The sequence below is a fragment of the Gordonia westfalica genome (genome assembly GCF_900105725.1).
Taxonomy (GTDB): domain Bacteria; phylum Actinomycetota; class Actinomycetes; order Mycobacteriales; family Mycobacteriaceae; genus Gordonia; species Gordonia westfalica.
Genome location: NZ_FNLM01000034.1, coordinates 1,627,948 through 1,641,146, shown reverse-complemented (window position 1 = coordinate 1,641,146; position 13,199 = coordinate 1,627,948). Strand labels below are relative to the sequence as shown.

Here is a 13,199-nt window from a genome sequence, read left to right as displayed (position 1 = left end):
CCGCGGCTACTCGGGCTTGTGGCTGCAGAAGATCGCGGTGCCGGGGAAGTAGCGTCCGCGGAAAGGGCTCCACTGGCCCCACTCACGGTCGTGGTCGTCGGGCCACTCGGGTTCGATGATGTCGTCGAGGATGAACCCGGCGGCACGTAGCTCGCGAACCCGGTCGCCGATGGTCCGGTGGTGCTCGACGTAGGTGATCTGCCCGCCCGGGTCGGTCTCGGTGTACGGCGTGCGGTTGAAGTAGGGGATTCGTACGGTCAGGCCCTCGGGCCCCGGATCGTCGAGGAACATCCAGCGCATCGGATGGTTGACCGCGAAAACCCAACGGCCGCCGGGCTTCAGGACACGAGCAACCTCGGCCATGACGCCGGCGGAGTCCGCGACGAAGGGGATCGCGCCGAACGCCGAGCACACGGTGTCGAAGGACTCGTCGGCGAAGGGCAGGGTCTCCGCGGTCGCCTGGATCAGCGGCACGCGCACCTCGTCGGCCTCCATGGCGTCGAGACCGATCCCGAGCATGCGCCGGGACAGGTCGACACCGACGGCGTGTGCACCGTGAGCAGCGAGCCAGCGGGCGCAGGGCGCTGAGCCGCAACCGATTTCAAGGATCGTGCGATCCTCGATCTCGCCGAGGAGCCCGGCCTCGGATTCGCGGACGCCCTCTGGGCACCAGACAAAGTCGCCGCCTCCGGTGTACGTGCCGAGGAAGGCGCCGTGTTCGTCGTGGTAGTTCTCTGCGTCGTGGTCCCACCACCAGCGACTCGCCCGGTCACTCGTCGCGGAGTCGACGTCGCCCAGGACGCGTGGAGGCCGCACAGAGGGCTCCTGCTCGGTGGTCTCCGAGTTCTCGCGGTCGTCGTCCTTCGTGGGCATCTTGTGATGATATTGCCCGGCGTCGGCCGACTCTTCAGCCGGTGCGGAGCTCGTAGAACCGGAAGAAGGCGAAGTCCTCGATCGGCAGCACCTCGACGCTCCGGAAACCGGCTTGCTCGGCGTAGGACCGTAGGGTGGCGGGTCGCATCACCGTGCCGGTGGCGACCGAGGGCGGCGAACTCATCGAGTCGGGCAGACACACGAACAGTGAGAACCCGTACATGAGTTTGTCGAGTTCGTCTGCCGGGCCGGAGAATTCATCGGATACCGCTTCGTCCATGACGATCATCGGCGCCCCGGGTGCGAGGGCCTGCCGCGTCGCGGCGAGAACCTCGACGGGCCGGGGCATGTCGTGGAGGCATTCGAATGCGAAGGCGGCGTCGAACGGTCCGTGTGCCACGGCCTCTTCTCCGCCGGCGAGATGGAACTGCACCCGGTCGCCGAGACCTTCGGCCTCGGCGTTGTCCCGCGCCATCTGCACCGATGCGGCGTCGACGTCGAGACCGACGAATGTCGCCTCCGGGTAGGCGTGGGCGAGGGCGATCGTCGAATGCCCGGCGCCGAAACCGATGTCGGCGATCTTCGCGCCCGGTCGGGACAGTCGTTGATGGAGATGGTCGATGGCGGCGAGAGCGGGTGCGAGATCGGCGTCGAACCACGGCTTGTTGAGTGCGGCCTGGCATTCGCGCGCGTCGGCCCCGAGCTGTTCCCAGCTGACACCACCGCCGGTGCGGTAGGCGTCGAGTAGTTCGGATAGCCGGCCGAACGAGGCGGCGAACATCCGGGGGAGCGCGCCGAGGTAGGACCGGCTGGAGGTGTCGGTCAGGACCTCGGCGACGCCGGGTGGGATACCGAATGTCGTTGCTTTGCTGGACAGATCGGCGTCGAGAATGCCGAAGGCCGCCTGCATCTCGAGCCATTCCCGGGCGTACCGTGCATCGGTGGACGTGCGGGAAGCGAGGTCGTCGGCGGTCAGCGGACCGTGATCGACGAGACACCGGTACCAGCCGAGTCGCTCCCCGAGATAGACGCTCATGGTCTCTGCGGTGGCCAGTGTGGAGTCGAGGAATCGCTCGGCGAACTCGTCGGCGCTCGGTGCAGTGGATGCGGCGGACGTGTTGGTCGAACTCTGACCGGGTGGCTCGGTGCTGTCGGATGTGATCGTCATGGTGTGACGATGGCAGCGTTGGCTCTCGAGCCGGTCACGGAGCGGTTTCGACTCGACTCACAGCTCCGGTGCAGCTCAGCACGCCCGTCCGGCCACAACGTGTTCGGTCCGGGCATCGGGGTCCCAGCGTCGCAACGCGGTGAAGGTGCACATCCGATCCGGTTTGCCGAGCGATTCGAGCGCGACGAGCGCTTCGCCGACCTGCGCGGACGTCAGGCGCCGGGCGAGGGTGATGTGCGGGGTCCAGGCGCCGGGATCGACGTGCGCGAAGGTGCTCGGATTCTCCGCGCCCGCCTCGGTGTCGTCAGGGTCGACGGTGTGGCCGCGAACCGTGCGGGCCACCTGGGCGTGGAGCGACAGCAACTCGGTGCTGGGTACGACGAGCAGTGCAAGGGTGTGACGGGAGCCGTGACCGAACACGACGGGCGCCCCGATGATGCACTTCATCGGTAGACGTTGGCCGGCGGGACCGAGGGCGGCGTCGGCGGCGGACGCGATGTGGCGCGCCGCCAACAGGGTGACGTGCGGACGGTTGGTGTCCGACCGCACGCGCTGCGCACTGGGAAGACCGACGTCGGCGAGCGCTGACCAGCGGCGCCGCACCCAGGCGTCGGTGTCGTTGTCGGGTAACAACTCGATCGAATGTGCCACGGATGCAGTCAACCAGAGCACGCGTGCAGCACCCGGTGGTTCAGCCCACGATCGCCAACAGGTGAATGACGAGTCTGCCCTCCGCGTCGGTGGTGCTTTCGGCTGTCGCTTCGTTTGCGCAGTTCAGGCTTACAGTGATTTCTTCCAGTTTCACCGCACGGTTTCCCTGGGTTCATTCGATGAAGTGGGCGAGTCGTCCGAACGGGTAGATCCACGGCGGCCGTGCCGGCCACCGACAGGCTGTCGGCCGGCGACCGGGACGACGCCGTCGAATCGCTGCGGTCGTGGATCGCGAAGCGCGCCGCGGCACGGCGGAGGGGCAACGCAGGGGACTCTCGGAGGGCCGTCTCAAGGGCATTTGCCCAGCACAATGCCGCTGGAGTAGGCTTTGAGAACGCGCGTGCGCTTGATGACGCGCGACAGGCACACGCCCCGGTCGAAATGCTTCTGATCAGGGGTTTTGTGCCGCGCATTACGTCCAGAACTGTACCTACTACACACCTGTCCGGAGCAACTCAACATATGTCGTCCCCCACGATCACCTCGCCGCAAGTAGCCATCAATGACATTGGCACTGCCGAGGACTTTCTCGCCGCCATCGACTCCACGATCAAGTACTTCAACGATGGTGACATCGTGGAAGGAACCATCGTCAAGGTCGATCGGGACGAGGTTCTGCTCGACATCGGTTACAAGACCGAAGGCGTCATTCCCTCTCGCGAACTGTCGATCAAGCACGATGTTGACCCCAACGAGGTCGTCAACGTCGGTGACGAGGTCGAGGCCCTGGTCCTCACCAAAGAGGACAAAGAAGGCCGCCTGATCCTCTCCAAGAAGCGTGCGCAGTACGAGCGGGCTTGGGGCACCATCGAGGAGCTCAAGGAGAAGGACGAGGCCGTCAAGGGCACCGTCATCGAGGTCGTCAAGGGCGGCCTGATCCTGGACATCGGCCTGCGCGGCTTCCTCCCGGCATCGCTCGTGGAGATGCGTCGCGTCCGCGACCTCCAGCCGTACATCGGCAAGGAGATCGAGGCCAAGATCATCGAGCTCGACAAGAACCGCAACAACGTGGTCCTGTCGCGTCGCGCGTGGCTCGAGCAGACCCAGTCCGAGGTCCGCAGCGAGTTCCTGCACCAGCTGCAGAAGGGCCAGGTCCGCAAGGGCGTCGTGTCCTCGATCGTCAACTTCGGTGCGTTCGTCGATCTCGGCGGCGTCGACGGTCTGGTCCACGTCTCCGAGCTGTCCTGGAAGCACATCGATCACCCGTCCGAGGTCGTCGCCGTGGGCGACGAGGTCACCGTCGAGGTCCTCGACGTCGATCTGGACCGCGAGCGTGTTTCGCTGTCGCTCAAGGCCACTCAGGAAGACCCGTGGCGTCAGTTCGCCCGTACCCATGCGATCGGTCAGATCGTCCCGGGCAAGGTCACCAAGCTGGTGCCGTTCGGTGCGTTCGTCCGCGTCGACGAGGGCATCGAGGGCCTGGTCCACATCTCCGAGCTGGCCGAGCGCCACGTCGAGGTGCCGGATCAGGTTGTCGCCGTCAACGACGATGCGATGGTCAAGGTCATCGACATCGACCTCGAGCGTCGTCGTATCTCGCTGAGCCTCAAGCAGGCCAACGAGGACTACACCGAGGAGTTCGACCCCTCGAAGTACGGTATGGCCGACAGCTACGACGAGCAGGGCAACTACATCTTCCCCGAGGGCTTCGACGCCGAGACCAACGAATGGCTCGAAGGCTTCGAGAAGCAGCGTGAGGCATGGGAGGCCCGGTACGCCGAGGCCGAGCGTCGCCACAAGATGCACACCGCCCAGATGGAGAAGTTCGCCGCTGCCGCAGCCGAGGCCGCCAACGCCCCGACCGACTACTCGTCGGCTTCGGAGAGCCGTGGTGGCTCGGCGAACACCAGTGGTGCTTCGTCCACCGGTGGTTCGCTGGCCAGCGACGAGCAGCTCGCCGCTCTGCGCGAGAAGCTCTCGGGCAACGCCTGATAGCTCTGCTCCCGCAGTAGATCTGCACTGAGCACACGAAAAGCCCTCCCGGGAAACTGCCCGGGAGGGCTTTTCGTGTCCCTGCCACATCAGCCGCGATCCCGTGGGTACGGTATTGATCTCGTACGCTGTACGGAAAGGGTGCAACGTGTCGACCGCTGATGATGCCCGAACCCTCGTTCGGCTGCTATGGCGTGGACGTGGGGAGCCGGAGACACCCAGACGCGGTCCGCGACAACGGGTCACCGTCGACGAGATCGTCGGCAAGGCGGTCACCCTCGCCGACGAGCGTGGACTGACCGCGGTGTCGATGCGGGCACTCGCCGCCGAGCTCGGCGTCGGTCCGATGACTCTCTACACCTACGTGCCCACCCGAGACGTCCTGGTCGCGCTCATGGTGGACCATGTCGCCGGCGACCCGGTGCCGGAGCCGGGATCGACGGTCCGGGAGTCGCTCGCGCAGGTCGCACGTCATCTGCGCGCGGAGTACCTGGCGCATCCCTGGTTGATCGACGCCAATCCGTGGCGGCAGGTTCTCGGTCCGCGTCGTCTAGCCCGCTACGAACGGCAGCTCGAATTGCTCGAGCCGCTTGACATCTCGGACCTCGACCGTGACCACATCCTCGGTCTCCTGTCCGCCTTCGTGACCGGCAACGCCCGGGAGGCCCTGGCTGCCGACGCCGCGGTGACCGACAGCGGCATGACCGACGTCGAGTGGTGGGAGGTCGTCGCACCCGAGCTCGACGCGGTGATCCCCAAAGGCGGGTTCCCTCTCGCGGATCGCGTGGGAACCGTTGCAGGCGAACATCATCAGGCGCCAGGGTCCCCTGACGAGGTGTTCGATTTCGGCCTGACGCGACTGCTCGACGGGTTGGTGCCGCTCATCGGGGACGTCTGAACTCACCCGCGAGCTCGACAACCATGCGTTGTTGACAATCATTTTCATTAGACGGTTGACTGTCCGAGTGCTATCACCACGGACAACTCTGACCCGTTCCCTCGCGCTGCTCGCTGCCTCCTCCATCGCGCTCGTCGCGTGCGGCGACCCCGAGCAGGCGACCCCGCCCGCCGAATCGTCGCGCGGACCCGCGGAACAGCAAAGCGCGACACCACGACTCGCACTCAGCTACGACGGCGGAATCCTCGTGCTCGACGCGAAGACGCTCGATCAGGTCGCCGACCTTCCCCTCGACGGATTCGTCCGGCTGAACAGTGCGGGCAACGGGCGGCACGTCTTCGTCTCCGAGGCCGACGGGTTCCGGGTCCTCGACGCCGGGACCTGGACGAAGGCGCACGGCGACCACGGGCATCACTACACGACCAAGCCCTCGCTCACCGAGATGCGTTTCGGTGGAGCGGAACCCGGGCATGTCGTGGTCCACGACTCACGCATCAGCCTGTTCAGCGACGGCACCGGACAGGTCGACATCGTCGAACCCGCCGAACTGCTCCGCGGCAATCCGGTGGCCACCACGTTCACCGTCCCGCAACCCCATCACGGTGTGGCGGTGTTCCGCGGCGACGGTTCGGTTGTCGTCACACGCGGCGACGAGGAATCGCGGAGCGGCATTGCGATCCTGGACAAGCAGCGGAACGAGATCGCCCGCAATGACGAGTGTCCCGGCGTCCACGGCGAGGCCGCCGCGTCCGACGGTCGCCTGACCTTCGGCTGCGAAGACGGCATCCTGATCGTCGACGGCAACAACATCCGCAAGGTGGCCAGCCCGGATCCATACGGCCGCATCGGGAACCAGGCCGGCGACCACGGTTCCCCGGTTGTGCTGGGGGATTACAAGAGCGACGAGGGCGCCGAACTCGAACGGCCGACACGCTTCTCGCTCACCGACACCCGAACGGGCGACCTCCGACTGGTCGACCTCGGCGCCTCCTACAGCTTCCGGTCGCTCGAACGTGGCCCCGGCGGGTCCGCGGTGATCCTCGGGACCGACGGCGCGCTACACGTCTTCGACGCGCGATCCGGGAACCGCACCGCCCGCATCCCGGTGATCGGGGAGTGGGCCGAACCCGACGAATGGCAGTCGCCGATGCCCAATGTCGTGGTGCAGGACCGCATCGCGTATGTCAGTGAACCCGCGTCGAAGAAGATCGTCGCGGTCGATCTGAACATGGGCGAGAAGGTCGGCGAGGCCACCCTGCCGCACGAGACCGTCGAACTCGTCGCGGTCACCGGCTGAGCCGGCACGACACACGGGGCGCCGGTGTGCACCGGGCAGGAGCCTGTTTGCCAGACTGGTGGCGTGATCAGGCTTGGACTCACCGGTGGCATCGGCGCCGGCAAATCGACCGTGGCGAAGACCTTCGTCGAACGAGGCGCGTACATCATCGACGCGGACAAGATCGCCCGCGAGGTGGTGGAACCCGGTTCGGAAGGTCTCGCCGGGCTCGTCGAGGCCTTCGGCTCGGACATCCTGGCCGCCGACGGCAGCCTCGACCGTCCGGCTCTCGCGGCAAAGGCCTTCGTCGACGAGGGGTCGCGGAAGGCGCTCAACGGGATCACCCACCCGTTGATCGGCGCGCGCACCCAGGAACTGCTCGCGGCGGCGCCGGACGACGCCGTCGTCGTCCAGGACATCCCGCTGCTGGTGGAGAACCACACCGCGCCGTTCTTCCACCTCGTGGTGATCGTGTTCGCCGACGCCGACGTCCGACTGCATCGCCTCACGACGATGCGCGGGGTCGACGAAGCAGACGCGCGTGCTCGAATCGCGGCGCAGGCCACCGACGAGCAGCGCCGTGCGGTCGCCGACGTCTGGCTCGACAACTCCGGATCGGCCGATGACCTCGCCGCTGCCGCCGCGCGGGTCTGGGACGATCGGCTCGTACCGTTCGAGGCCAACGTCCGGGCGCGTCGGGTCGCCGATCCGGTCCCCGAACTCGTTGCCGCGGAACCGAATCCGGATGGTCCCGCGACACGTCTGGTCAACCGGCTGTGGGCGATCGCGGGTGAGCGCGCGGCCGCCGTCGAGATCACCGATCCGGCAAACGTCGAGCTGCGGATCGCCGCCCGCGACGAGACCGCGTCCGCAGAACTCGTCGACCTCCTCGCCGACGGTGGGTTCGCGCCCGTCGGCCCCGGCGTTCACGGTTCCTGCGATCCTGGGCGACCCGCGACCGTGCGGATCGAGATCGCCTGAGGGGCTCGACAAACTGACTACGAATGTTGCCTGAATTGGCCACATCGTGTGCTCCGCGCTGTTAGCTTTGCGACGACGCACCGATGCCGGTGCGGACCACCAAGTCGGCAAAGCGTTGTGAGGAGCACATATGTGGGGTCCTGGTAGTTCGAAACGCGTGCGTGCGGTCGTCGGCGGTATCGCCGTCGGGGCGGCACTCACGGCCGCCGCGGTGAGTGCCGCCCCGGCGAACGCGGCCCTGCAGGGGATCGCCGTCGACACGCTGCCCGGTTACGGCTCCTCGGCGAACGGCTCGTCGAATTACGGCCTCTACGGTGCGGGATGCGCCTACAAGTTGTCCGTGATCGTCGGCGATCCGAAGTCGGCCAAGTCGACACTCAAGGTCACGTCCACCCGGGCGGGCCGCACCGTGACGATCCACAACGCCAAGCCCACCGCTGTCGAGGTCACGCCGACCTGGCGACCGTCCGCCCCCGGACGCTACGTGCTCGCCGCGAACCTCGATGGGGTGGTCAAGACGCGGACCGTCAACGTGGGCACGGGAGTGCAACTGCCGCAGTTCATCCGGAACGGCGCGTGCTTCGTGCTGCCCACCTATTGAGTCCGACGTCGGGCCGGCCGGCACATCGGCGCGCGGTCGTGCCGGGTCACCACCCGTGATCGGGGCGGTGGTCTCGGAAGAACACCACGCCGCCGACCGCGTCGTCGAGCCAGGCCTGTACGTCGTTGCCGTGCGCGGCTGCCCCGACGAGCGCGCGGGTCGCGATCTCGACGGCCTGCACGCACTGGTCGCTGTCGAGGAGTCCGCACCGGTGCGCTTCGAAGACCTCGTCGACGTCGATGAGTTCCAGCGGTGATCCCGGAACGTCGACGAGGTCGAGATACCAGTCCTCGGCGTACCACCGGCCGCGCTCGTCGGGGCCGGAGAACCGCCCGATGTCGAGGTAGAGGCGCTGATTCGCCCGAAAGCCGCCCTGGTAGTGGAAAATGTTGGCGCGCAACCCCAATGAGGGGAGAAGCCATGATTCGAGATGGTCGAACCTCGGATGCCCGGGCGCGGGGCGCGACATGTAGAGGCCGTAGTCGGTGACTCGGTATTCCTCGACCTCCCGGACGAATCCCTTGTTGTCGGTGTTCGTCATCGCGGGCACATCGAAGACCTCCCGCTTGGGCGGGTGCATCGAGTGGGGTGCGGCCGGCGCGGTCGTCACGGGACCGCTGTTGCTCGTCATCCCCCGAATGTAGTTCGGCCGGCACCCGATCTCTGGGTGAACATCGGAGATGTTCCCGATGTGCGGGACGTCTGCCGCGCATGGTCGGGCGGCGGGCCGCAGACCGCGCGGGAACACTCGTGTCGTAGTGCGCGTTTACCCTGGCACTATGGCTTTTGCAGCAGAACGCCCGGTGCTCGCGCACTCCGAGTTCCGTCCGATCGGCGAGATCGAGCGCACCGAAGCCCGCTTGGAGGTGGTCAGCGAGTACGAGCCCGCCGGTGACCAGCCCGCCGCGATCAAAGATCTGACCGAACGGATCCAGGCCGGGGAGAAGGACATCGTGCTCCTCGGTGCCACCGGTACCGGTAAGTCGGCCACCACCGCGTGGCTCATCGAGCAGGTCCAGCGCCCCACGCTGGTGATGGCCCCCAACAAGACGCTCGCCGCGCAGCTCGCGAACGAACTCCGCGAGATGCTGCCCAACAACGCGGTCGAGTACTTCGTGTCGTACTACGACTACTACCAACCCGAGGCGTACATCGCGCAGACCGACACCTACATCGAGAAGGACTCGTCGATCAACGACGACGTCGAACGACTCCGCCACTCGGCGACGTCGAGCCTGCTCTCCCGGCGTGACGTGGTGGTGGTGGCGTCGGTGTCGTGCATCTACGGCCTCGGCACGCCGCAGTCCTACCTCGACCGCTCGGTCGAGCTCGAGGTGGGCCAGGAGATCGACCGCGACGCCCTGCTGAGGCTTCTCGTCGACGTGCAGTACAGCCGCAACGACACGGCGTTCACCCGCGGCAGCTTCCGCGTCCGCGGCGACACCGTCGAGATCATCCCGTCGTACGAGGAACTCGCGGTGCGCATCGAGTTCTTCGGCGACGAGGTCGAGTCGCTCTACTATCTGCATCCGCTCACCGGTGACGTCGTCCGCCAGGTCGACTCGCTACGCATCTTCCCGGCCACCCACTACGTCGCCGGTCCGGAGCGGATGGAACGCGCGATGGCCTCGATCGAACAGGAACTCGAGGAGCGGCTCGCCGATCTCGAGGGAAAGGGCAAGCTCCTCGAGGCCCAGCGCCTGCGGATGCGGACCACCTACGACCTCGAGATGATGCGGCAGGTCGGATTCTGCTCGGGTATCGAGAACTACTCCCGGCACATCGACGGTCGCGCGGCGGGAACCGCGCCCGCGACGCTGATCGACTACTTCCCGGACGACTTCCTCCTGGTCATCGACGAGTCGCATGTGACCGTGCCGCAGATCGGCGGCATGTACGAGGGCGACATGTCCCGCAAGCGCAACCTCGTCGAGTACGGCTTCCGTCTCCCGTCGGCCGTCGACAACCGGCCGCTGACCTGGGACGAGTTCGTCGACCGCATCGGCCAGACCGTCTACCTCTCGGCGACACCGGGACCGTATGAACTCGGACAGTCCAACGGTGAGTTCGTCGAGCAGGTCATCCGCCCGACGGGTCTGGTCGACCCGCAGGTGGTGGTCAAACCGACCAAGGGGCAGATCGACGACCTGGTCCACGAGATCCGCCAGCGCACCGAGCGCGACGAGCGCGTCCTCGTCACGACGCTCACCAAGAAGATGGCCGAGGATCTCACCGACTACCTGCTGGAACTCGGAATCCGGGTGCGGTACCTGCACTCCGAGGTCGACACGTTGCGTCGCGTCGAGCTGCTGCGCCAGCTGCGTTCGGGTGACTACGACGTCCTCGTCGGCATCAACCTCCTCCGCGAGGGCCTCGACCTCCCGGAGGTGTCGCTCGTCGCGATCCTCGACGCAGACAAGGAGGGGTTCCTGCGCAGCACCACCTCGCTGATCCAGACCATCGGCCGTGCGGCCCGCAACGTGTCGGGTGAGGTGCACATGTACGCCGACAAGATCACCGACTCGATGCGCAACGCGATCGACGAGACGGAGCGCCGCCGCGAGAAGCAGATCGCCTACAACAAGGAACGCGGCATCGACCCGAAGCCGTTGCGCAAGAAGATCGCCGACATCCTCGACCAGGTGTACCGCGAGGCCGAGGACGAGGCCGTCGCGGTGGGCGGTTCGGGACGCAACGCGAGCCGCGGCCGCCGGGCGCAGGGTGAGGTGTCGAAGGCCGGCAGTGCGGGCGTGATCGAGAAGCGCGATGTCTCGGCGATGCCGCGCGCCGAGCTGGCCGACCTGGTGTCGCAGCTGACCGATCAGATGATGAGCGCGGCCCGGGACCTGCAGTTCGAGCTGGCGGGCCGCCTGCGCGACGAGATCGCCGACCTGAAGAAGGAGCTCCGCGGAATGGACGCGGCGGGCATCAAATAGGGCTGTGACCTGCAATCCCGCCGAAGACACAACAGCGCGACCATGTGCCGATCACCACGATCGGCGGACAGACACGCCGCGGCAAACTAATGTCCCGGTGAAAGAACCCTGCAATATGGGGGATGTAGGTGACGCCTCGCTGATGGGCAGCGAGGCGAATTCATGTCGGAGGTTGGGATGAGCGCATACGAGACCATCGTCGTCGGGACCGACGGCTCGGAGTCGTCGATGAAGGCGGTGGAACGTGCGGGGGCACTCGCGGGCGAAGGCGCGCAGTTGGTGATCGCGTGCGCATACTTCCCCAACGAGCGTGGCGCAGGGGAGGCTGCCGACATCCTCAAGGACGAGGCCTACCAGGTCACCGGCTCGACGCCGACCGAGGAGATCCTGCGGACCGCGAAGGAACGTGCGTCCAAGGCCGGAGCCGCCACCGTCGTGCAGCGCCCCGTCAAGGGTGCTCCGGTCGACGCGCTGCTCCAGCTCGTGAGCGACGTCAAGGCCGACCTCCTCGTCGTCGGTAACCGCGGCCTGAACTCGATCGCCGGGCGCCTGCTCGGATCGGTTCCGGCCGACGTGGCACGCAAGTCGGCATGTGACGTGCTGATCGTGCACACCACGGGTTAGTCACCCGCACACGAACGCAACGAGCGTCCCCGCCTCAGCGGGCGTCCGGGAAACCTCCGGCGCGCCCGAGGAGAGCGGGGACACTCTTTTCCAGGGACCTGCCCAGCCATTCCGCGGCCTCGATCAGGCCGTACATGTCGACGCCGGTCGTGACGTTCGACCGGTCCAGCGCATAGAGCAGGTCCTCCGACGCGATGTTGCCCGTCGCGGCCGGGGCGAACGGGCAACCGCCGAAACCGCCGATGGACGCGTCCAGAGCGCCGGCCCCGCATTCCAGGGCCGTCAGCGCATTGGCGTAGCCGGTGTTGCGGGTGTTGTGGAAATGCCAGCGCTGAGGGATGCCCGGTGCGTGTGCGGCCGCCAGGTCGGCGAGTGTGCGCACCTGTGCCGGGACGCCGACGCCGATGGTGTCGGCGAGGGCGATCTCGTCCGGTGCCGCGCCGTCGGTCAGGCGCGCGATGATCTCGCCGATCCACTCGGGGGCGACCTCCCCGGAGAACGGGCAGCCGAACGACACCGCGATGGTCACCGTCGTCCGTAGTCCGGCCTCGCGGGCATCATGTACGACGTCGATCGCCGCGGCGATGCCCTCGTCGACGCTGCAGCCCTGATTCCGCCGGCTGAACTCCTCGGTCGCGACAACCACCGCGTTGACCTCGTCGACGGCGGCGGTGAGGGCACGGTCGAGACCCCGGCGATTGAGTACCAGGCCGATGTAGGAGACGCCGTCGGCGCGCGGAACCTGTGCCATGACCTCCTCGGCACCGGCCATCTGTGGGACACGCTTCGGGTTGACGAAGCTGACCGCCTCGATGCGTCGGACGCCGGCGTCGACACTGCGCGAGATCAACTCGACCTTGTCGTCGATCGACAGGAGGGTCTGCTCGTTCTGAAGCCCGTCGCGGGGGCCGACCTCGACCAGTTGCACGCTCGTCATGCCCCCAATCTTGCCCCGTCGCGGACACCTGGTGTGACGAGATTCCTTCCCTCGGGCAGATGTCGGTCGAACGACCGAATCCAAACCGCAACCCGACGTCTTCGGTGTGACGTGAGTTGCTCGTGTGTCTCTAAGGGACTGATGAGGTCCCACCTGCCACACCTGTGCGGCGCCGGATGTGACGAGGCTCTCAGACGCGAGATGCGCTGTATCACTTTCGATCTCAAAAGGGATGTAAAGCGTATGATTCGTGGCTGTTCGG

12 protein-coding genes are annotated in these 13,199 nt (G+C 66.8%); 7 read left to right on the top strand and 5 right to left on the bottom strand.

What is annotated here, in order from left to right:
* Positions 1-6: 6 nt before the first annotated feature.
* From BLU62_RS12850 to BLU62_RS12840, 3 genes are all read right to left on the bottom strand, one after another.
* Positions 7-873, bottom strand: coding sequence for a class I SAM-dependent methyltransferase (locus BLU62_RS12850; RefSeq protein ID WP_074849945.1), 867 nt, complete (start codon positions 871-873; stop codon positions 7-9).
* 34 nt (positions 874-907) lie between these two features.
* Positions 908-2,041, bottom strand: coding sequence for a class I SAM-dependent methyltransferase (locus BLU62_RS12845; protein ID WP_074849944.1), 1,134 nt, complete (start codon positions 2,039-2,041; stop codon positions 908-910).
* A gap of 75 nt (positions 2,042-2,116) precedes the next feature.
* Complete coding sequence (locus BLU62_RS12840) at positions 2,117-2,692, bottom strand: 2'-5' RNA ligase family protein (protein ID WP_006359827.1); 576 nt, start codon at positions 2,690-2,692, stop codon at positions 2,117-2,119.
* A 522-nt stretch (positions 2,693-3,214) separates the two neighbouring features.
* Here BLU62_RS12840 and rpsA point away from each other — a divergent pair.
* The 5 genes from rpsA (at position 3,215) to BLU62_RS12815 (ending at position 8,440) form a co-directional block, all read left to right on the top strand.
* Positions 3,215-4,684 carry a 30S ribosomal protein S1 gene (gene rpsA, locus BLU62_RS12835; RefSeq protein ID WP_006359828.1) on the top strand — a complete coding sequence of 490 codons (1,470 nt, stop codon included), beginning with the start codon at positions 3,215-3,217 and terminating at the stop codon, positions 4,682-4,684.
* Between the two features lie 148 nt (positions 4,685-4,832).
* Positions 4,833-5,582: a TetR/AcrR family transcriptional regulator gene (locus BLU62_RS12830; RefSeq protein ID WP_006359829.1), complete on the top strand. Its 750-nt coding sequence runs from the start codon at positions 4,833-4,835 to the stop codon at positions 5,580-5,582.
* 67 nt (positions 5,583-5,649) lie between these two features.
* Positions 5,650-6,879 (top strand): zinc metallochaperone AztD, encoded by a 1,230-nt coding sequence (gene aztD / locus BLU62_RS12825; protein WP_074849943.1) that lies wholly within the window; start codon positions 5,650-5,652, stop codon positions 6,877-6,879.
* A gap of 63 nt (positions 6,880-6,942) precedes the next feature.
* Complete coding sequence (coaE, locus tag BLU62_RS12820; protein ID WP_074849942.1) at positions 6,943-7,839, top strand: dephospho-CoA kinase; 897 nt, start codon at positions 6,943-6,945, stop codon at positions 7,837-7,839.
* Between the two features lie 130 nt (positions 7,840-7,969).
* Complete coding sequence (locus BLU62_RS12815) at positions 7,970-8,440, top strand: hypothetical protein (RefSeq protein ID WP_040004262.1); 471 nt, start codon at positions 7,970-7,972, stop codon at positions 8,438-8,440.
* A gap of 46 nt (positions 8,441-8,486) precedes the next feature.
* On the opposite strand, the gene BLU62_RS12810 is transcribed toward BLU62_RS12815, so the two are convergent.
* Entirely contained in the window at positions 8,487-9,071 is a 585-nt protein-coding gene (locus BLU62_RS12810) for a ribonuclease FAU-1 family protein (protein ID WP_040004263.1), read from the bottom strand.
* 148 nt (positions 9,072-9,219) lie between these two features.
* Between BLU62_RS12810 and uvrB the strand changes: the two genes are divergently transcribed.
* Together uvrB and BLU62_RS12800 are read left to right on the top strand one after the other, a co-directional pair.
* Positions 9,220-11,376 (top strand): excinuclease ABC subunit UvrB, encoded by a 2,157-nt coding sequence (gene uvrB, locus BLU62_RS12805; protein ID WP_074849941.1) that lies wholly within the window; start codon positions 9,220-9,222, stop codon positions 11,374-11,376.
* Positions 11,377-11,553: 177 nt separating this feature from the next.
* On the top strand, positions 11,554-12,000 hold the full coding sequence (locus BLU62_RS12800; RefSeq protein WP_006358695.1) for a universal stress protein: 447 nt from the start codon (positions 11,554-11,556) through the stop codon (positions 11,998-12,000).
* A gap of 34 nt (positions 12,001-12,034) precedes the next feature.
* Here BLU62_RS12800 and BLU62_RS12795 read toward each other — a convergent pair whose 3' ends face one another.
* Complete coding sequence (locus BLU62_RS12795; protein ID WP_074849940.1) at positions 12,035-12,937, bottom strand: hydroxymethylglutaryl-CoA lyase; 903 nt, start codon at positions 12,935-12,937, stop codon at positions 12,035-12,037.
* Positions 12,938-13,199: the final 262 nt, after the last annotated feature.